Origin of the sequence: Litoreibacter meonggei, from assembly GCF_003663885.1 — a bacterium.
Taxonomy (GTDB): domain Bacteria; phylum Pseudomonadota; class Alphaproteobacteria; order Rhodobacterales; family Rhodobacteraceae; genus Litoreibacter; species Litoreibacter meonggei.
The window spans coordinates 58832-77305 of the sequence record NZ_RCCE01000007.1; the positions used below are offsets into that span (position 1 = coordinate 58832).

The window sequence follows — 18474 nt, forward strand, 5'->3', positions numbered from 1 at the left end:
CCCTCCCAAAGTTCTTTGCCTGTTAGCTGTTATCCCCCCGTGACATCTCCCTTGCGATTGTCTTTTTCCCGATTTTCCGGCCTGACTTTCGAGGCGCGAAAGCCGTCCCAGGACAGCAGTGCCGCCCCGCAGAAAATCGCCACGTCAGCGAGGTTGAAGGACGGCCAGTGGTATGTTCCGAAATGAAAATCCAGAAAGTCAGGGACCGCCTGATAACGCAGCCGGTCGATGACATTGCCGAGCGCACCGCCGATGATCAGACCGAGAGCAGCAGCCGTCAGCCTGTCCGGTGCGCGCCATAACCAGATCAGCAGCCCTGCCATGATCGCGGTAGCAAGCACGACGAGACCCCACCAAGGCACGATCCCGCCGAGCATGCCGAAGCTGACCCCATCGTTCAGGACACGAACGAGATTGAGAAAGGGCAGAACCTCGACCCCATGTTCAAGCGCCGGGGTGTTCAGGGCAAGCGCCTTGGTGCCCTGATCGAGACCGAATGCTGCAATCGCACAGAGCCCACCCAGAACGCGGTTGTTCATGCCGCCGCCTTCAAGTCGGAGCGTGCATCGCGGATGATCGACCAGGAAGAATGCAGGAATAACCCGGCGATGCCGAAGGCGACAATGAGGTCGGGCCACGCGCTACCCAGCCAAACCACCAGACCGGCCGCGACAACGACTGCCGCATTGCCAATGGCGTCGTTGCGCGAGAACAGCCAGACGGCACGCATGTTCGCGTCCCCCTTCCGGTACTGCAGCAACGGCAGCACGGAGATGACATTGATCACAAGAGCAATCAGGCCCAGAAGCCCCATCAGCATGGCGTCTGGGGTTGTCGGCTCGAATGCCCGCATGATGGTTGTCCCAAAGACGCCAAGGCCAAGCAGGCCGAGGAAGATGCCCTGGATCAGGGCCGACCGCGCTCGCCAAGCGAGGCTCCAGCCGATGGCCAACAGGCCGAGGAAGGTGATTGCGCCGTCGCCGATGAAATCGAGCGCATCGGCCTTCACAGCCTGTGACCCGGCGATGAACCCGCCAATCATTTCCAGAACGCCGTAACCGACATTCAGAATCACGACGATCCAGAGCGCGCGTCGGTAGGCCGGGTCCTGATGGGCCGCACCTTGCTGAATATCCTCGTCGCTCTCGATACGGTCAAACCCATAACCTGTTGTCTCAACGGCTTTTTCGATCTCCGGCAAGTGCGCTTCAGGGGCATTCAGAGTCATGATATGGGTCGCCGCTGATACTTTCACTGCGTCGGGCGCGACACCTGCAGATTGCGCCGCCCGCTCGATCTGGGCGGCATCCTTGGCGCAATCCATGCCGGAAACGCGGTAACGGAAGGATGGGATATCTGCTATCGCGCTTTCTGCGTTGGCCATGATCGCAGTCCTCCTGCTAAAGTGGGAAAAGAGATAATATATCAGTGAGTAATGATATGGATCAAATTGTCGCCTGCTGCAATAGTGGGACAACCGCTATTGAGCGAAGAGCGAAGCTGTTTCGCGGTTTTGCGGACCCAAGCCGCCTCGCGATTCTCGACGCCTTATGCGATGCGCCGTTGGCCGTTCATGAGATTGTGACTTGTACGAAGTTATCGCAACCAAATGTCTCCAACCATCTCCGGTGTCTTCTGGATTGTGGGCTTGTCGCCAGCGACCGAGACGGACGTTTCATCCGCTACCGTATCAGCAGCCCGCGCATCAAAGCTCTCTTGAATGACGTGGACACCCTTCTCGATGCGGTCGCGGAGGGTATAGAGGCCTGTGACAATTATCGCGGAACATAAGCGGTCGTTTCTGCTGCCATGCCCTGCTGATGCGAGATCAATTGCCTAATCTGGACAAAAACCCCGGCAACACTTTCGAGATCTTGGCAGGTTTTTGCCCTTGGCGATTGTGGTTACGACAAGGTCAGTGGTGTGGGGTCGAACGGTCTTTCGCTGTGGTTGGACCAATGGCCGTTTTGGTTGGTCAGCGCACCATTGACCGAGGGACAATAGTCGACACCTAGCGATCAATCAAATCGATAAGTCGCAAGCCGCCCCTCCCACAGGTTCTAGCCAGTCACATTGTTAGTGTCCGTGCGCCAGCGCGCCCTTGGCCATAGTGGTTCCAATTTGTTTTCCACCACGCGGCCCGGCGTCGTCCTCCCGCGCTTGCAGTAGCCTCAGAGCATTTGCAACGACAAGCAAGGATACGCCGACATCGGCCGCGATCGCGCCCCACATCGAGGCCATGCCGAAGGCGGTCGCGACCACAAAGACGGCTTTGGTCGCAAGGGACAGCCCGATGTTCTGTTTGATGATCGACATGGTTCGACGGGAATGGCCAATCAGCCATGGCACCTTGCCGATATCGTCGGTCATGAGCGCAATGTCAGCCGTTTCAATTGCGGCGTCCGATCCCACGGCCCCCATAGCGATCCCGTAATGCGCGCGCGCCATTGCCGGGGCGTCGTTCACGCCATCCCCGATCATTGCCACGGTGTCGTGGATTGCCACCAGCTCCTCGACCGCTGCGACCTTGTCTTCAGGCAGAAGTTCGGCACGCACCTCGTCTATGCCGACTTCAGCGGCCACCGCCCGTGCCGTAGCTGCGTTGTCGCCGGTGAGCATCACAATCTTCTTGACCCCCTGCGCATGTAGACGGGCAACGATCCCCTTGGCATCGGGCCGGATCCGGTCACGCAGTTCTAGCACTCCATTGACCCCAGTAGCATCGCCGATGGCCACCAATGTACTTCCGGACCCCTCGATCGCGTCGCGCAACTCTGCTGGAATCGCCGTACCAAGACCCTTTTCCTCCGCAAATCGATCCGAGCCCAACCAGATGGATTGACCGTCCAAATGGCCCTCAAGACCGCGCCCAGGCACCGTCCGCGTGTTTTCGGCGGCGACGATTTGCATTCCGTCCTGCTCCGCCCGGCTCAGGATCGCCCGTGCGAGCGGGTGTGATGACCGCGCTTCGAGCGCGGCCGCGCGCATTAGGAGATCGCGTTCGGAAGTCTCGCCAATTGGATAAACCGCAGCGACTTCCGGTTCTCCCATCGTAATCGTGCCGGTCTTGTCCATGGCCAATGCTGTGGTGCGACCGGGCGCTTCGACATATGCCCCGCCCTTGATCAGCACACCATTGCGCGCCGAGGCGGCAAGCGAGGCGACGATTGAGACTGGAGTCGAGATCACCAAGGCACAAGGACAGGCAATAACCAGAAGAACCAGTGCGTTGTAGAACCAGAAACCCCAATCGCCGCCCGCGAAAAGCGGGGGCACCAAGGCAATGACAATGGCGAGCACCATCACAACCGGTGTGTAGATTCGGGCAAACTTTGTCACCCACTGTTCGACCTCGGCACGGCGGGAATGTGCATCGCCCACCATGCGGATAATCTTGGACAATACCGTGTCGGAGGCGGCTTTCGTTGCCCGCACAGTCAAAGTGCCCTCGCCATTGATGCTGCCAGCATAAACATCGTCGCCTGTCTCCTTTGGCACCAATGCACTCTCGCCCGTGATTGGCGCCTGGTCGACGGCCCCTGCTCCATCAACAACTTCTCCATCCAGCGGAATTCGGTCGCCACCGCGCACGACGAACCGCGCGCCAACAGCTACGGCCGCAGCCGGAACATCGGCTTCAGAGCCATCATCATAGAGCACCCGGGCTGTTGGGGGTGCGAGATCGAGAAGTGCTGACACAGCGTTGCGCGCGCGCCCTACGCTCCAGCTTTCAAGATAGAGTGAGAGTGAAAAGAAGAACGCCACTGTTGCGGCCTCAAAAAACTCGCCAAGCCCGATAGCACCGGCCACGGCGACCACCATCAACAGGTTCATATCCGGAGAAAGCCGACGCGCCGACGACCACGCTTTGGGTGATACAAGCCAAACGCCAAACAGTATTGCAATTGCGAACAGCGCCGCTTCTGCCATGGGCATCGGCGCTTCACCATGGCCCGAGAACAATCCGATGGCACCACCGAACCCAGTCTCAATGATGTGGTAGATGAACCCCGCCGCCCAGAAGCCGCCACTGAGCATCGTGAACCATTTTTGTTTTTTCAGATGTGCGGCCTGATCCGCACTGGCATCTTCGGCATCCCAGGGTTTGGCCGTCATCCCGGTTGTCGCAACCAATTCAAGGATCCTGTCCGAAGACGAATTTGGTCCGCCATCCAGAACCGTCATGCGCGCATTGATAACGTCAAACGCAAGATACTCTTGGCCACCAACTTCGGGACCCACGACTCGGTTCAGGATCGAAACCTCTTCGGCGCAATCCAATCCGCTGACATGAAAACTGCGGCCATCCAAGGCTGCCACCTGCGTTGGCTTAATGGCCTCTCCTCCGCAGCAGCTTCCGCTGTCACCCTTTGTTGCATGTGAATGATTTTGAGCGGTTGGAATCCCGTCATGTGGCATGAATTGTCCTCAGATTCGCTATGGTGAAAAGTACATACGCCCTACAGCAACTAGAGGTTCAAGCGAAAAGTTCCCACTGTAAGACAGTCGCAACGTTCACGGTGCGAAGGGTGAAGATTTGGGTCGAAACTATTGAGTTTCAGCCACTTTTCTCAGGAGATTCGCCTATGAACCTGCCTTTGCATTGCACCACATGCCGCCAAATGCGAGAAAGATGCATCTAAGAATTCAAAGCAGTAGGACAGTCAGTTTATGTACAGGCGGAGCGCAATTCTTCTCTTTTTCGGTTTGGCGCTTGGGGCCTGCTCAGAGTCTTTGTCGAATTCACAAGGCTCGGGGTCCCTTCCGCCCCTCCCGGAACAGGTCGCAGCTCTAGCGGCTCCGAACCAGGATCTGGCAACCGCGCGTTTGCGCCCGGAAGACAACTGTTATTGGTACATGCATTCCGGGCCGGTCGAGGACACGCTCTTGCCGCTCAGAACAACTCGCGGCAATCCGATCTGCGTCAAGCCGGCCGCGTAGCCTTGGCGGCTGAACGGGCCTTACCGCTAAGCTGAGAACTAGCTGCGCGCTGTGACGCTGTCTTCAGCGGAGTACAAAAATGCGGTCGCGCCAATTGCGACCCTGGGATAAAGCTCGTTGATATGCGCCATGACCATTCGGACACATCCCGAGCTCGCACGTCCACCAATTGACCTCGCTTGCGGCGTACCGTGAATACGCAGATACGTGTCGCGCTGGCCGACAAAGAGATAGAGTGCGCGTGACCCAAGTGCATTCCTTGGACCTGGTTCCTGGCCGTTTTCGAACTCCGCGTATTCGGGATTTCGCTCAATCATCGATTTGGTTGGTGTCCAGTGCGGCCACTCGACTTTACGGCGGATCGTGTATGTCCCTGGCTCATAGAGGTTGCCACGGGCAATCGCGACGCCGTAACGCATCGCCGTTCCACCCTCTTCGATGTGGTAGAGGTATCGCGCCACTGCATCGACATGAATGTCACCGGGCGTCAAACCAGCCCTTGCTTCGACCCGTCGCGGCAGGAAACGCGGCTGAACGCCCCAAGGATTGGAAGTCTCAAGATCGAAACTCGCGGGCGTCACTTGCGCATCCCAAGCCGCCTTTTGCGATGCAGTCGGCCAAGAATTGGCAAAGACAGGATTTGAAATGGACGCTGAAAATAGGGCTGCTCCAGTTGCGATAAAATGCCGTCGTGTCAACATACTGAACTCGTCTCCATCTTAGTATTCAAGAGGCATCCACAAAGCCCCCTATAGTTCGTAATTCTTACAACCTACACCTCCTAGAGGTTCAAGGCAAAAACGTCAGCACACGAGCATGTGTATGGAACCTGGCTTGCTGTGCCGAAATGTACGACCTCGCCGCAACAACGGCGCGCGCCTGCCATGTGCTAGCTGCCTTCAAACAAAGAAATTGCCAATACAGTATTATTTTGCCAATAATGCGGTATTGTTGAGCTATTTTCAACGTGCCAACTCAGGAGGCTAAATGATGAAGAACCTCAGAAACTCTGCCTTGGTCGTGGCCGCGCTGACAGCCGCCACATTTACCTCTGCCCCGCAACGTGCCGCAGCTCAAACCTACCAAATCGACTGCGCAATCCTTCTCTGTCTTTCCGGGGGGTGGCCCGCATCCGTGCCATGCGCCAGGGCGAGAGCAGAATTCATCCGTCGTATCACACCCTGGCCCGTAGAGCCGCCGCTGCAAATCTGGCGTTGCCCCATGGGTGCCGCATATACGGTAGACCCGGACACGCTGACCAGTGAGCGGATTTACGAAATCCTTTTTGAGCTCGATCAGTCTGCACCGCTGCAATCCTTCTCTGTGGATGAGGCAGGCAATCCGGTCACCGGCTCAGATGGTCGGCTGGCCGGAGCCCCTGCCCCGACATTTCAAGCGCCGCCACTCGCGGACGCGATGGTGCCGCAACACGCTGTCGTTCGTATGACCGGCGGCAACGCGGCGCCATTGCCCGAGGGCTTCACAATGCAGCTTGTGCAAGATCGTGCTGACATTGACATCAGTGGGTCCGAGTTCAACTTCGTTCGTTCGATCCGTGTTTTCGATGCAACCTACGTGCGGCAACATGAATCCGGTCGCGATGGTGATTGTAACCGCACGCAGAACATCCGGCTTGGCACCTATGGCACCCAAGGTGACTTTCGTTGGACAAGAAGCTCAGTTGCCGCCCTACCCGCAGCCCATGTGGGCACAGCGGGGTTCGGCAGCACCTGCCCAAGCATTTTTCACCGGTCGGTATTCGTTGAGTGGCGCGACTATGAAGGCAACTACGGCTTCGAGCAGGTGAACTACTAGATATGGTGATGCGCGTCCGCGACAAAACCGTATTTACGGCAGGCACCTATAAATAGTATGCCTGTGGGACAAAACAAGAATCGAAAGGGGGCGGCAAGCGAGCAGCTGAAAAAGCAAACCCCCGCAAGGCGGCAACCATGCGGGGGGTTTGATAAGACCTAGGGACGGCAATCCCGAAGAGGCTCTATAACTTAAGCCCGGTTTTATCACCCAAGACAGCGATCAGACAAGTAAAAAACGCATCCGTGCGACCAGTCCCATTGCATCTTGGCCTAACTCTTGACGAAACCACAAGAATTAGCCCCAGACGCAAGACCTAGACAAACCTCTCACGCAGAGGCCGAGGTGTTGTATGCTGAGCAAAGATCGAAACAGAATCGAAGGAGATTCGAGACATCCAGAAAGCGAAACCCCCGCAAGGCGGTGACCTTAACGGGGGGGTTCAAGAACCAGGAAGCGCCAACTTCCCAGACAATCCAATATCTAATTGCGGTTCTAGCACCTCCCAATCAGCTCGATCAAGAAAAAACGCATTTGTGCGAACAGGTGAAGTGCATCTTGGATTGGCCCACCGAAACCACGTTGGACCAACCCTGGGTGCAAACCCAAACAACCCGGCAGCATCTTTCTGCCGATACTTCGAAGGAGAAACTGAACCCTAGAAAAGCAAAACCCCGCAAGGCGGTGAACCTTCCGGGGAGCTATGAAATCAGAGCGCCAACTCTGAGATCGCCTAGAACACGATCACCATAGCGCCCCCTGATTCATGCAGGCAAGAAAAAACGCATTTGTGCGAACAATGAAGTTTTGCCTGTCGCCGCCTTGTCCATCGAGCAGAGACAAGGAGTGACAACAATGAGGACACAACCTCACCCCGCCCTTCCACAGGGCTATTCCCGGCGTGATGTTATCGCGCTGGTCGCTGACGTGGGCCGTGACATCGGCCTCAGCACACGTTTGACTGACATCTTGACGCGTATGATCGGCAGCACTGATCAGGACGCTTGGGTCGATCCGGAGAAGGAGCCCATTTTCTATGGGCGCCAGGAGACCTTCGCACAGCGCCTAAGGATCTCGACACGCCAATTGCGATCACATGAAAAGAGCCTGCAAAAGCATGGGCTCATTCAGCGCCGCACGCTTGCCAATGGCAGTCGCTACGGCAGCGCCGGCTTAGGACTGGTTCTGACGCCTCTTATCGAGAGGTTCACAGAGTTTCTGGACATTCGAGAAGCCAGAAAGGCGCAGTTTGAACGCATGAAGCAGCTCAAGGCCCTGCGCAGCGTGCGTCTGGCAACCTTCCGCGATGAACTTGCGCGTCTCTCGGAAGACGATCAATCATCAGCCGACGTCCAAGCTATGATCCAAGAACGAACCACCTGGCCGCGCACAGATACGCTCCTCTCTTTGGGCGAAGCGCAATTGTCGCAGCACCTCGATGATGCCACTAGCCTGTGCACAACATTGGTGGAATGGATAGAAAACCATAGTGATTCCTCCTGTGAACCGGAAGAAACCTTCCGGTCCTATATACAAGAAGACATTCACCAGATTCATTCTGAAGAATGTAACGCAAGCGACAATAAGCGGAGCGCGGGCTTGCCCGCGCACTCTGATTCAATTATGTCGGAGCCTGACGGCCCCGACGATTGCAGAGAAAAACAGCTTCAGGCGGAAACCGAAGCACTTCAAGGGCTATTTTCAGGCTTCTATGGACTGTCGCATGCGATCTCCTTGGCAAGCGAAGAGTTCCAAATGGAGATGGAAGCACGCAGTGGCGAACGACCGGAATATGCTTTGGTCGAGGCCGCGGCGGCGCGGGTGCCGCATCTTGGGATCAACATCACCGCCTGGGCGGCGGCTTGCGATCGGATGGGGCGCACCAAAGCGGCGATCTGCATTCTGTTGCTCGATGCCAACCGGGATCATGCCGTCAATCCTGTCCGCAATCCTGGGGGCGCGCTGCGCGGTATGATCAAAGCGCACAATCGTGGCAAGCTCAACATTATCGGGAGCTTGATCGGGCTGCATCGGAGACGTGGCCTGTGACCTGTTTTGGCAAGCAAACACGATGTTTTCCGCGATTATTGGGTCTCTGTCGTCGAGCTCGTACCCAAATACCTGGGCTGATGGGCACCACATCGACCAGAGAAGCCCCGAAGACCACGGTCTTTTGGGTCCGCGGCTTTCGAACGGTCAAACACCGTGGCACTGTCGGGTTTCCAATGATCAGGAAGGTTCTGTTTTGAGTTGGGCTTTATTCATCGACGAGTCCGGACAAGATCAGCGCCAGTCTCCCTACGAAGTTCTCGCGGGCATCGCGATAGAAGATCGCGCACTCTGGCGATTGATCCGCGAGTTGTCTGACGCACAGGAGGAGATTTTTGGCCTTCGGCTCTTTGAAGCCTATGGCAGCGAGGCGAAAGCGCAAAAGCTACTCAAGAAAAAGGTCTTCACGCATGCCGCGCAGATGCCGCCTTTCCCACCAGATCAACGCAGAACGCTTGCCTGCGAGATTTTGCAGGACGGCACCGCGGTCAGCCGTGACCGGCTGACCGCGCTGGCCCAGGCGAAACTCGCCTATGTTGAACGCGCGTTGGATCTTTCGCAGAAAGCTGGCGCCAGAGCCTTTGCTTCAATTGTGCCGCAAGCGGCGCCCCGGCCCGCTGGCGGGATGTTGCGCAAGGATTACGCCTATCTCTTTGAACGGTTTTTCTACTTTCTGAACGGCTTCGATGAGGATCCGATGGGATACGTCGTTTTTGACGAGCTGGACAAAAGCGCGAGCCATATTCTTCTCAATCAGGTTGCCGAATACTTCTTGAAGACGAAGAAAGGTCAGACTCGATCGCGGCTTATCATTCCCGAGCCGTTTTTTGTTCACAGCGACCTTACGACAATGGTTCAGGTTGCCGACCTCATCGCCTATATTTTGAGTTGGGGGGTGCGGTTGAAGGGCATGAATGCGCCCCACCGTGCTGAGTTGGATGCCTTGTCCCGGAAAGTCATGCGGTTGCGATTCACGCAGCATACGCCCGGCGGGTACACAAATTATGGGTTCAAGATCATCAACGATCTCAGAGCCGCAGCCCACAAATAGAAAAAGGCAATGCCGTCGCCAGCAAAGCCTCCGATGTCTATGTAGCATCTGTGAGGTGTTTTGTCCAGATCGTCAGGTGAGAAAACCGATTTGGAGCGTGAGGTTTCGATCTTTGTTGTTACGATTTATTATCCCTTTTCAGGGTGCTAGGGGGCGCCGCCTGCGGCGATCAGCTCTAGTCGGCCGGGCCGACCGGAGCCCAAAGTCTCCGCCCATTCGGGTGACGATCTTCGCCCGGGCGGCCTGTCGGCCGCCGAAAGATCCTTCTCTAACAGCATTTCTTGGATGCTAGTCATCGTCATTTTTCTTGTGAAATCAGCGCATTTGGGCGACAAGTGACATCAGATCTGCATCATCAAAACATGACCAATGCAGACAGTTTAAAAGCAAAAGAGCCGGAAATGGCCCCATAGATTCGAGCACTGATGGACCCCGTGGCAACCGCTTTCTACGCGCAACACTTCAAGATCGCGTTTCTAGAGAAGAAAGGCACCGAGTTCCAGGATTGGGTCGCTCGTCTTGGAAGTCACGCGCTCGGAGCCGACTTCGAGATCGTACGGCCTTATGGCAAACAGGGCGACTGGAAATGCGACGGCCGACAGCTCAGCACCGGTGTCATTTTTCAATGTTATGGCCCCGAAACGCCGACGGACAAAAAGACCATCGCGAAGATCGATGCGGATTTCGTCGGCGCCTTGGCCAAATGGCCCGACTTCATCAAAAGATGGGTCTTTGTCCACAACATCCCGGGCGGCCAACCGCCAGCGGTCATCGCGCATCTCGATACGTTGCGCAAAGCGCATCCAGACGTTTCGTTCGATATCTGGGCTGAATCCAAGCTGTTTGGCTGGCATAACATGCTCGAAGATGCGCATGCGCTCCTTATGTATGGGGCCGTTCCCACGCAGCAGATAGCCAGCGGGCTTGAGTTGCAAGACCTGCAGCCGGTCATAGATGTGCTTGAACGACGCGAGCCCGACCCAAACGATCCTGTTCCCGCCCCGCCTTCAGCAAAAAAGCTCGAAAAGAACGCGCTCTCCACCGAGGCGGATGAACTCCTGCGCCTTGGCCGACGCAAAGTCCGGTTGGTTGAGACCTATTTCAAGAAAGCTGGCCCCGTAGAGCTTGGAGAGAAAATCGCAGAAGCCTTTCGCGATCATTACGTTAAACTACGTGCCATGGAACTGGAGCCCGATCAGATATTCTCCTATCTGCAGAAATTCGCAGGCGTCACCGGTGCACCCAAACGGCAAGTCGCAGCGATGGCTGTCATGGCCTATTTCTTTGACCGTTGTGACATCTTCGAAGACCCCGACGCAGAGGCTCCGAGCACATGATTTTGCCAACCAAACATGTCAAAGCAGAACGCGCGTTGATCGGTGTTGGGGGTGAGGTTTTGGGGCTTTTGACCGAGCCGATGACAGTCTCACGGCTTTGGGATGCGCTACGCGAGCGAAGATCAGCCGTCTCAGCGAAAGCGCCGGTCGATTACACCTGGTTCGTACTGGCATTGGATTTCCTGTTCATGATCGGGGCGATAGAGGCCAAACGCGGTATCATCGAGCGAGCAGCACCATGATCACCCGTTTGAGCAGCAGCTTAGAGAGCTTCAAGACGTTGGAGTTTTCGCATGGTCTCAATGTGCTCTTGGCCGACAAGAGCGAAGGCGCGACCGATCTGCAAACCCGCAACGGAGCCGGGAAGTCCAGCTTCATCGAGACTATTCACTTTCTCACTGGTGGCAACGCTGGCAAAGACAGCATCTTCCGTTCAAAGGCCCTGCTCGATGCCAGTTTCGAACTCCAAATTGACATCGCTGATGACGAGGTCACCGTTGAACGCTCGGGTGCCACACCCAGCAAGATTTTCCTGAACGGTCCCGTCGAGAACTGGCCGATCCCGCCAAAGTTCAAGAAGGACCGCGGTGATTTCGAGATTTCCAACACCAACTGGTGCCACACACTAGGTGCAAAGTGGTTTGGGCTGGAAGCCCCACCCGATTCAGATACGAAATACCAGCCAACGTTCCGCTCACTGTTTGCTTACTTCGCGAGGCGCCAGGCCAGCGACGCTTTTCAAAACCCAATGCAGCAAGCGGGTATGCAGCAAATCTGGGATCAACAAGTCGCCATCTCTTATCTGATTGGCTTGGATTGGCATGTCTCTCAGGAGTTTCAGGGCCTGCGAGAAAAAGAAAAGTTGGTGAAGTCGCTTGGCAAAGCGGCACGTTCCGGCGACCTGGGCCCCCATTTTGGTCGCGCGGCAGACTTGCGCACCAAGGTCGTCGTCGCCTCGAACCGTGTCGAACAGATACGTGAACAGATCGACGCATTCGAAGTTATCCCAGAGTACCGGGCCTTGGAGGCCGAGGCGAGTGACATTACCCGGTCGATCAACACCTTGAGCGAGGAGAATTTTGTCGACCTCCAGCTCATTAAGGAGTTGCAAGCTTCCCTCGCAGAAGAGGAAGCTCCGGGGACTGATGACATTGAGAAGCTATACGCTGAAGCCGGCGTTGTTTTGCCCGAGCGGCTGACGCGCCGCCTTGATGAAGTCCAGGCATTTCACAAAGCGATCATTGAAAACCGAGCGTCCCATCTCAGCGCTGAGCTGTCATCAGCCGAGGCCCGCATCGAGGCGCGCGAGACCGAGAAACTGGGTTTTGATGAGCGGCGGCGGCAAATCATGAGCGTGTTGCAATCTGGTGGCGCGCTTGAACAGTACACGGCCCTGCGCGAAGAACTTGGCCGTGCCGAAGCCGACGTTGAAACGCTTCGGCAGCGGCTTCAAACAGCAGAAATGCTGGAAAGCACAAAGACTGAGCTGGACGCAGATCGAAACCGCCTGTCGCAAGCCTTGCGAGACGACATCAAAGAACGCGCCAGCTTTCTCGATGATGCAATCCTGACCTTCGAAGAGCTGTCCCAATCACTCTATGAGCAAGCCGGAAGCCTGACGATCGATGCCAGCACGTCCGGGCCACGGTTCGAAGTAAAGATTGACAACCAACGCAGCAAAGGCATCACCAATATGCAGATCTTCTGCTTTGATCTGATGCTGATCGAACTTTGCACAAAGCGGCGCATTTCACCCGGTTTCCTGATCCACGACAGTCACCTATTCGATGGTGTTGACGAACGACAGGTTGCCAAAGCACTACAGCTTGGTGCCGATAAAGCTGAGAGCCTTGGCTTTCAATACATCGTCACCATGAATTCGGATGCCATTCCATCGGAAGGTTTCAGGCGGGGTTTCAACATCTACGATTACGTCTTGCCGACACGCATTACGGACGCCGTAGATGATGGAGGCCTTTTCGGACTTCGCTTCTGATCCATCAGTTTCCGACGAGCACAATCCCAGACCACAAATCTCGACGAAGTGCCGACCTAAAGGCACAGGAGATTTTCTGTCGCTTTGACTTAGAAGCGAAACCCTCTTGGATTTCGGCCAATCCCTAGCCCGAACCATGACACACCGTCGCGGTGCTGCAAGCGCTGCGCGCTTCTCCATGTTGTTACGACCCTCCGGGTGCTGCCCCTCTCCTTGGTGCGTCACTTGGGCTGCGTCATTACCCGTAACCAAAAGGAGATCACGATGACAAAATTGTTGAAGAAAATCCGCACTGTCCTTCGGAATATGGCGCACAAAGCCAAGGTGAAACTAAGCGTTGCCCTATCCGTTCCGGGTTTCTTGAAGGTCGAGGTTGAGTTTGAAAAAACGCTAATCCCACCCGATAAGCCCGATGCGGCCTAACCTGCCGGGCCCGCGCATCTGCGCGGGCCTTCTCGACGTCACTCTAACTAGTTTGTCGCAGTCGAGCTGGATGAGCGCAAAGCATTGCAGGCATACATGCCGATCTCGCCACCCTCTGCGCCGTAAGCGATCATCGTGCCTACAAGCATCTCCTGACCTTCAGGAATGTCCATTGCTCGGATTTCGGCATGTTCATCGACCTCTTGGAACGACGTCAAAGCAGCAGCATGGCACTCCGCTTCGTTGTCAAAACTGAGGTTCGTTTCCAACTCCGATCCGGTCTCGAAATTGAACACAACAATGATCAGTAAAACCTTCATATGCGGCCTCTTTCTATGAGAAAACCGGAGCCACAGGGCCCCGGCTTTCAAGTGAAACTTGCGTTTTCACCTTGCAGGATCATCGGCTTCCCAGCCTGTTTCCTACCTTACAATAATATGGTATTGTATCACTAACAAGTGTTTTGTCTGCTTATCATCTTGCCTGAAATATCCTCGGGGGAGGTGCGACGCGCCGGGGGCAGACAGCCCCCTCTGCGCACGGTGTTTAGAGCTGCAGAACGGTCCGTACCAGCTCGCAAATTAGCGGCCGCGTGCGAACCGGGGCGTCCAACTGTCAATGAGTGCCTCTTCTTCGGCCTGATCCTCGTCATCGGGATCTTCTGCAAGCTCCTCGCTGGACAGCACCGTCAAAGTGAACCCGTAACTGCCTAGACCAATCACTTCTTCATCTAAACGTAAGCGCCTGGTGCAGGAAAACCAATCTGCAAGTGTTGTCTGTCCGCAGACAGTGCGAGCAGCCGAGACGTTATCAGAGTTCCGATTGAAATCGCGAGTGTAGCTCGCTGGCAAAGGCCCGCCTTTGCGCAGGAATGTGAGCTTGTCTAGCTTTTTGAAACTTTCAGATAGAAAGGCATACGCGACTTCGTCGCCAGAGCTGACAATGACAGCCATTGGGTAGTCGCAGCATTCGGCTGCCCTGATTGCAGAGGCTGTTAGCGAGCACTCGGCACGGTCGCCCAGAGTTTCGATCGCATCTAGGCCGACGCGGCTTGTACCGATGACTTCCGAGACCAGCTTTGACGGCATCAAGAGGCCAGAAGCGAAGTGGTCGGCTTCCAATTCAATTGAGTTTGATCCCTGTGAGAACCCGGCTTTTGAGATGTGAATTGGTGCCGACTTGAGGATTTCCTCAGGGTGCCCTTCCAGAAAATAGTGCCCAAGCTCGTGAGATACTGTAAATCTGCGAAACCCTTCGCTGACGATATTGGTCGCATAGAAGATGCCGACATAGTCGTCATGAAAGATGATTCCACCGCTAACACCAGGGCGATCGGCTGGTTTGGGCTCGACCATAATGTCCTCAGACGCAGCGATCTCAAAAGGGTCGACAGGAAACGTGTGATACCCCATCTCCTTTGCCTTGAGCTCACCTTGCCGCCGGGCCATGTTCAAGCGAAACTTGCTCACTTTCCGGCCTTCTTCTGGTTCATCAGATCGATCATCATCTGAATGTGCTCCCTGTCTCCGTCGGTCAGGTTTTCCTCACCCCGAAAGGCTGTCGTTGCGCCACTCATCTCAATTGTTCGGCCGAGCAGATAGTCCGAGGTCACATTCAACGCTTTCGCAAGGGACCGTATGTTGGCAAAGGATGGCTTTCTTCTATCCTTCTCGAAATGACCTATGGCTGATGGTTGCAGCTTGGCTTTCGCAGCAAGCTCAGTCTGGTTCATACTTCTGTTCTCTCTGGCCCGGCGTAGTCTTTCGCCGAATCCTCCCGTTTCGTCCGTTGAGTTTGACATGACGCCCTTGGTTGTGTTACTATGACGAAATCGTAGGATTGCCGCCGCTTGCTCGCGGCTTTTTCTTTCACCTAAAGTCCTACGAAAACGTCAATAACTGTAAGACAGATCGTAGAATCCGTCAAGCCTGAGGGGGCAGAAGAATATGAATGTAAGAACAAACTTTGAAGACTACGCGCGCAGCCTGGACATCGATCCAATTGAAGCTGCGCTCATGGATGTTGCGCGGGCAATCCAGATTACACAATCCATGCATAGTGAAGCGGAGGCGCATTATCGTGGGCTGGCCAGCCATGTTGACCGCCCCGGTAGCCCATTTGAAGATCTTGTCGCCGAGATCTATGCATCAGGAAGCTTTGCGATCCATGCGCCAACCCGTTCGCGCATTAAGCGTGACCAGCACGACGTCGATGCGGTCATCGAGCTGAGCATTCCGCCGGGAAGTGATCCCCAATGGGTTCTTCAAACCCTCTACAAGGCGATCAAGGGTGATCCGGGCAGCAAATACCACGGCTATCTGATTGAAAAAAACAGTCGCTGTGTGACCGTCACTTACCCTGATGGCGTCACGGTTGATCTCATGCCTGTTGTCCGGTTGCTTGGGACACCGGAACGGGTCGCAAGCCTCTTTCACTATAAGCCGGAAACCGGCGATCAGTATCATAAAGAGATAAACCCCAAGGGCTTTGCTGACCACTTCAATGAAAACGTCGAAACCAACGCGGTATTCCAGGATCGATTTGATGCGCGGCGCTTCCTGGTGGACGGTGAAACATACGAAACGATGGCAAAACGCATGGCGTCTGAGGCCTCAAGCCGCACAGCAATCAAGGCAGATACCCAGCCGATGCCAGTGCATGTGCCCCTTGACCAAAAATCGCCGCGGGTTGTTGCTCTTCAACTGATCAAACGCTTCCGCGACAAGCGTTTCCGTAAACATGACGATCACAGTGGGAAGCGGAAGCCTCCATCGATCATCATGGCGGCAATCGCCTTGGAAGCAGGCCCGGTCCAAGACAATCTTGTCGATGAAGTCGTGGCTTTGGCCACATGCATGCGCCGCCGCATCCAGAATGCTGAGCGTAGCCTGAGACTGCTCGACATTCGCAATCCAGCGCATACACCGGATGTGTTCACGGATCGCTGGCCCGAGCAGCGCAGCGATCAACAATTATGGGCACGCGACCTTCAGACGCTCATTGACCGCTTGCAAAACCTTCAACACGTGGGCTTTGACCCCGCAGTGATCTTATCGACCTTCGATGATCTGTTCGGTGAAAAAGCGGGTGAGGCCGCATTGCGGGCGTACCACGACGCTCGAACCGCGCAGCTCGAATACGGCGCACTCGGAATGAAGCCGAGTGGAGAGTTCAAACCCGCAACACCGGCCCTAAGTGCCGGTGTTGCTGCAGCCAGTGGTCTTATCACTCCGGCGCGCGCCAACACGAACATGGGGGGCACCGTTCCCGATGATAACTGTTGGTAACCAGGTAGCAGATATGAAATCGGTGTTTCCGGCTTGGTCGTGTGATCAGCCAGACAAACGACGCGCAGTGTGGCACGGCTTGCTCAAGCCACACAAAATCGCCTACCGGATGCGCGTGGAATACACTGAGCCCCTGCTGCCAGAGGGACGGTCCCCTCTGTTCCTGCAACCTCTCGTCGAAGTCTTGGACCCGCCACTCAAGCCGCGATTTGGAAATTCAGAGGGCTCGCTGCCTCATGTCTATATCGCGCATCCCAGAACGGATAGGGCCGGGCCCTTCCTTTGTCTGTTCGATGACGACGCCAACGAATGGACACCGGATGATCGCTTGAGTGACACCACGATTCCATGGGCGTCGAACTGGCTAAGCTGCTATGAGAGCTGGCAGTTGACCGGCAAGTGGTTCGGCACGGGCAAGCACATAAGATCAGAAACAGACAGCCGCGACCCCGATGCGGCGGCATTGGAACGCTACCATGGAACAACCTCAATCGCGGCGCTCACACGGTACGATTTTTCGTCGCCGTGAACAGCTTGAATGGAACGCAGAAACCTTTCGCATCCTGTCTATTGATGGAGGCGGAATAAAAGGCATCTTGCCTGCCGCCGTTCTGTCGGAATGCGAACGGCGTTTCTTGAATGGCGGATCGGCAGCCTCCTACTTTGATATGGTGGCAGGTACGTCCACCGGTGGCATAGTTGCCCTCGGATTGAGTACCGGCATGCGCGCCGCCGAAGTCTTGGACATCTATCTTTCCCACGGAGCGACGATCTTTCCTAAAGGCTGGACCCCGCCCTTCGCCATCGGTCGCGCCGCAAAAACGTTTTATGGGTTTGCCAGAGACCTGTCCGTATACCGTTATGATCGGGAGCCCCTGGAGCGTGCACTGAGGGATTGTTTTGGAAACCGGACCTTGGGCGACGTCGACCTCCGGCTGAACATTCCAACATTTGACGGGTTCAACGAGGTGAACGTTCTAAAGACGCCGCACCACCCCGACTTTCGGCTCGACTGGCGAGAGGAGCTCGTTACGGTCGCGCTTGCGACGTCAGCCGCTCCGACATTCTTTTTAACCTATCGAAATGGCACACGACACTTTGCCGATGGTGGTGTCTGGGCGAACAATCCAGCCATGCTGGCACTCGTTGATGCGCTGTCTTGTTTTGATCTCGATCGGCATTCCGTCGACATGCTCTCCCTTGGGTGTGGCGAACAGGACCTTCGCATGTCAGATGGTCAAATCAAGTGGGGCGGGATGTTCCATTGGAGAACCATCATCGAAACAGCCATGCATCTTCAAAGCCAAAATGCACTTGGCCAAGCAGGTCTACTTATTGGAAGAGATAGACTGCTGCGTGTGACGACGGCGCCGTCACTCGTCCCGATTGCCATGGACGATTTCGAACGCGCACGTAATGAGCTTCCTGGTCAAGCTCAGCGGCTCGTTGAGGAGAATGCCGAGCGGCTGGAGGCCTTCTTTGATACGGAAAGGCCAAAGGTGACCTTCTATCATGGTCAACGGTCACCTAAATCTGCTTGAACGGACCCAGTTAGGAAGAACGAATGAGCCGTCT

General features: G+C 55.7%; 19 protein-coding genes. 12 read left to right on the forward strand and 7 right to left on the reverse strand.

Translation table 11 applies throughout. The features are described 5' to 3' along the window. Positions 1 to 29: 29 nt before the first annotated feature. Positions 30 to 539: a signal peptidase II gene (lspA, locus tag BCF46_RS18145; protein WP_121027817.1), complete on the reverse strand. Its 510-nt coding sequence runs from the start codon at positions 537 to 539 to the stop codon at positions 30 to 32. Beyond that, the gene (locus BCF46_RS18150) at positions 536 to 1384 is read right to left on the reverse strand and encodes a cation efflux transmembrane domain-containing protein (RefSeq protein WP_121027820.1); all 849 of its coding nucleotides are present in this window, start codon (positions 1382 to 1384) and stop codon (positions 536 to 538) included. The genes lspA and BCF46_RS18150 overlap by 4 nt, the downstream gene beginning before the upstream one ends. A gap of 56 nt (positions 1385 to 1440) precedes the next feature. Here BCF46_RS18150 and BCF46_RS18155 point away from each other — a divergent pair, with 56 nt between their 5' ends. Beyond that, complete coding sequence (locus BCF46_RS18155; RefSeq protein ID WP_121027823.1) at positions 1441 to 1791, forward strand: ArsR/SmtB family transcription factor; 351 nt, start codon at positions 1441 to 1443, stop codon at positions 1789 to 1791. 285 nt (positions 1792 to 2076) lie between these two features. Here BCF46_RS18155 and BCF46_RS18160 read toward each other — a convergent pair whose 3' ends face one another. Next, positions 2077 to 4419, reverse strand: a complete 2343-nt coding sequence (locus BCF46_RS18160; protein ID WP_121027826.1) for a heavy metal translocating P-type ATPase — start codon at positions 4417 to 4419, stop codon at positions 2077 to 2079. A gap of 252 nt (positions 4420 to 4671) precedes the next feature. Between BCF46_RS18160 and BCF46_RS20035 the strand changes: the two genes are divergently transcribed. Next, positions 4672 to 4941 carry a hypothetical protein gene (locus BCF46_RS20035; protein ID WP_121027829.1) on the forward strand — a complete coding sequence of 90 codons (270 nt, stop codon included), beginning with the start codon at positions 4672 to 4674 and terminating at the stop codon, positions 4939 to 4941. 38 nt (positions 4942 to 4979) lie between these two features. On the opposite strand, the gene BCF46_RS18170 is transcribed toward BCF46_RS20035, so the two are convergent. Continuing rightward, positions 4980 to 5642 (reverse strand): L,D-transpeptidase, encoded by a 663-nt coding sequence (locus BCF46_RS18170; RefSeq protein WP_121027832.1) that lies wholly within the window; start codon positions 5640 to 5642, stop codon positions 4980 to 4982. 289 nt (positions 5643 to 5931) lie between these two features. On the opposite strand from BCF46_RS18170, the gene BCF46_RS18175 reads away from it, so the two are divergent. The 7 genes from BCF46_RS18175 (at position 5932) to BCF46_RS19830 (ending at position 13612) form a co-directional block, all read left to right on the forward strand. Beyond that, positions 5932 to 6756: a hypothetical protein gene (locus tag BCF46_RS18175; protein ID WP_121028009.1), complete on the forward strand. Its 825-nt coding sequence runs from the start codon at positions 5932 to 5934 to the stop codon at positions 6754 to 6756. An 855-nt stretch (positions 6757 to 7611) separates the two neighbouring features. Next, on the forward strand, positions 7612 to 8805 hold the full coding sequence (gene repC, locus BCF46_RS18180; RefSeq protein WP_121027835.1) for a replication initiation protein RepC: 1194 nt from the start codon (positions 7612 to 7614) through the stop codon (positions 8803 to 8805). A 22-nt stretch (positions 8806 to 8827) separates the two neighbouring features. Then, positions 8828 to 9856 carry a DUF3800 domain-containing protein gene (locus BCF46_RS18185; protein ID WP_245990253.1) on the forward strand — a complete coding sequence of 343 codons (1029 nt, stop codon included), beginning with the start codon at positions 8828 to 8830 and terminating at the stop codon, positions 9854 to 9856. Positions 9857 to 10281: 425 nt separating this feature from the next. Beyond that, a complete protein-coding gene (locus BCF46_RS18190; protein ID WP_121027840.1) occupies positions 10282 to 11193 on the forward strand; it encodes an ABC-three component system protein in 912 nt (303 codons plus the stop codon). Further along, on the forward strand, positions 11190 to 11435 hold the full coding sequence (locus tag BCF46_RS18195; protein ID WP_121027843.1) for an ABC-three component system middle component 6: 246 nt from the start codon (positions 11190 to 11192) through the stop codon (positions 11433 to 11435). The genes BCF46_RS18190 and BCF46_RS18195 overlap by 4 nt, the downstream gene beginning before the upstream one ends. Beyond that, positions 11432 to 13189, forward strand: coding sequence for an ABC-three component system protein (locus BCF46_RS18200; RefSeq protein WP_121027846.1), 1758 nt, complete (start codon positions 11432 to 11434; stop codon positions 13187 to 13189). Before BCF46_RS18195 ends, BCF46_RS18200 begins: the two co-directional genes overlap by 4 nt. A 264-nt stretch (positions 13190 to 13453) precedes the next feature. Beyond that, a complete protein-coding gene (locus BCF46_RS19830; protein WP_170157977.1) occupies positions 13454 to 13612 on the forward strand; it encodes a hypothetical protein in 159 nt (52 codons plus the stop codon). 47 nt (positions 13613 to 13659) lie between these two features. On the opposite strand, the gene BCF46_RS18205 is transcribed toward BCF46_RS19830, so the two are convergent. From BCF46_RS18205 to BCF46_RS18215, 3 genes are all read right to left on the reverse strand, one after another. Continuing rightward, positions 13660 to 13932, reverse strand: a complete 273-nt coding sequence (locus BCF46_RS18205) for a hypothetical protein (RefSeq protein ID WP_121027849.1) — start codon at positions 13930 to 13932, stop codon at positions 13660 to 13662. A gap of 261 nt (positions 13933 to 14193) precedes the next feature. Beyond that, the gene (locus BCF46_RS18210; protein ID WP_121027852.1) at positions 14194 to 15081 is read right to left on the reverse strand and encodes an ImmA/IrrE family metallo-endopeptidase; all 888 of its coding nucleotides are present in this window, start codon (positions 15079 to 15081) and stop codon (positions 14194 to 14196) included. Beyond that, positions 15078 to 15413, reverse strand: a complete 336-nt coding sequence (locus tag BCF46_RS18215) for a helix-turn-helix domain-containing protein (protein ID WP_121027855.1) — start codon at positions 15411 to 15413, stop codon at positions 15078 to 15080. The genes BCF46_RS18210 and BCF46_RS18215 overlap by 4 nt, the downstream gene beginning before the upstream one ends. Positions 15414 to 15558: 145 nt before the next feature. Between BCF46_RS18215 and BCF46_RS18220 the strand changes: the two genes are divergently transcribed. Genes BCF46_RS18220 through BCF46_RS18230 form a run of 3 tightly spaced genes read left to right on the forward strand, consistent with a single transcriptional unit; the run spans position 15559 to position 18440 of the window. After that, the gene (locus BCF46_RS18220; protein WP_121027858.1) at positions 15559 to 16899 is read left to right on the forward strand and encodes a nucleotidyltransferase domain-containing protein; all 1341 of its coding nucleotides are present in this window, start codon (positions 15559 to 15561) and stop codon (positions 16897 to 16899) included. A 13-nt stretch (positions 16900 to 16912) separates the two neighbouring features. Beyond that, on the forward strand, positions 16913 to 17428 hold the full coding sequence (locus BCF46_RS18225) for a type II CBASS E2 protein (RefSeq protein WP_121027861.1): 516 nt from the start codon (positions 16913 to 16915) through the stop codon (positions 17426 to 17428). Next, a complete protein-coding gene (locus BCF46_RS18230) occupies positions 17376 to 18440 on the forward strand; it encodes a CBASS cGAMP-activated phospholipase (protein WP_121027864.1) in 1065 nt (354 codons plus the stop codon). The genes BCF46_RS18225 and BCF46_RS18230 overlap by 53 nt, the downstream gene beginning before the upstream one ends. Positions 18441 to 18474 lie beyond the last annotated feature (34 nt).

What these genes read in the sequence shown, in the direction of transcription:
- BCF46_RS18175 (WP_121028009.1), top strand. Translation starts at nt 5,932, where the DNA reads ATGAAGAACCTCAGAAACTCTGCCTTGGTCGTGGCCGCGCTGACAGCC.
- BCF46_RS18205 (WP_121027849.1), bottom strand. Translation starts at nt 13,932, where the DNA reads ATGAAGGTTTTACTGATCATTGTTGTGTTCAATTTCGAGACCGGATCG.
- BCF46_RS18155 (WP_121027823.1), top strand. Translation starts at nt 1,441, where the DNA reads ATGGATCAAATTGTCGCCTGCTGCAATAGTGGGACAACCGCTATTGAG.
- BCF46_RS20035 (WP_121027829.1), top strand. Translation starts at nt 4,672, where the DNA reads ATGTACAGGCGGAGCGCAATTCTTCTCTTTTTCGGTTTGGCGCTTGGG.
- BCF46_RS18200 (WP_121027846.1), top strand. Translation starts at nt 11,432, where the DNA reads ATGATCACCCGTTTGAGCAGCAGCTTAGAGAGCTTCAAGACGTTGGAG.
- BCF46_RS18185 (WP_245990253.1), top strand. Translation starts at nt 8,828, where the DNA reads ATGTTTTCCGCGATTATTGGGTCTCTGTCGTCGAGCTCGTACCCAAAT.
- BCF46_RS18225 (WP_121027861.1), top strand. Translation starts at nt 16,913, where the DNA reads ATGAAATCGGTGTTTCCGGCTTGGTCGTGTGATCAGCCAGACAAACGA.
- BCF46_RS18215 (WP_121027855.1), bottom strand. Translation starts at nt 15,413, where the DNA reads ATGTCAAACTCAACGGACGAAACGGGAGGATTCGGCGAAAGACTACGC.
- repC (WP_121027835.1), top strand. Translation starts at nt 7,612, where the DNA reads ATGAGGACACAACCTCACCCCGCCCTTCCACAGGGCTATTCCCGGCGT.
- BCF46_RS18150 (WP_121027820.1), bottom strand. Translation starts at nt 1,384, where the DNA reads ATGGCCAACGCAGAAAGCGCGATAGCAGATATCCCATCCTTCCGTTAC.
- BCF46_RS18230 (WP_121027864.1), top strand. Translation starts at nt 17,376, where the DNA reads ATGGAACAACCTCAATCGCGGCGCTCACACGGTACGATTTTTCGTCGC.
- BCF46_RS18170 (WP_121027832.1), bottom strand. Translation starts at nt 5,642, where the DNA reads ATGTTGACACGACGGCATTTTATCGCAACTGGAGCAGCCCTATTTTCA.
- BCF46_RS18160 (WP_121027826.1), bottom strand. Translation starts at nt 4,419, where the DNA reads ATGCCACATGACGGGATTCCAACCGCTCAAAATCATTCACATGCAACA.
- BCF46_RS18220 (WP_121027858.1), top strand. Translation starts at nt 15,559, where the DNA reads ATGAATGTAAGAACAAACTTTGAAGACTACGCGCGCAGCCTGGACATC.
- lspA (WP_121027817.1), bottom strand. Translation starts at nt 539, where the DNA reads ATGAACAACCGCGTTCTGGGTGGGCTCTGTGCGATTGCAGCATTCGGT.
- BCF46_RS18195 (WP_121027843.1), top strand. Translation starts at nt 11,190, where the DNA reads ATGATTTTGCCAACCAAACATGTCAAAGCAGAACGCGCGTTGATCGGT.
- BCF46_RS19830 (WP_170157977.1), top strand. Translation starts at nt 13,454, where the DNA reads ATGACAAAATTGTTGAAGAAAATCCGCACTGTCCTTCGGAATATGGCG.
- BCF46_RS18190 (WP_121027840.1), top strand. Translation starts at nt 10,282, where the DNA reads ATGGACCCCGTGGCAACCGCTTTCTACGCGCAACACTTCAAGATCGCG.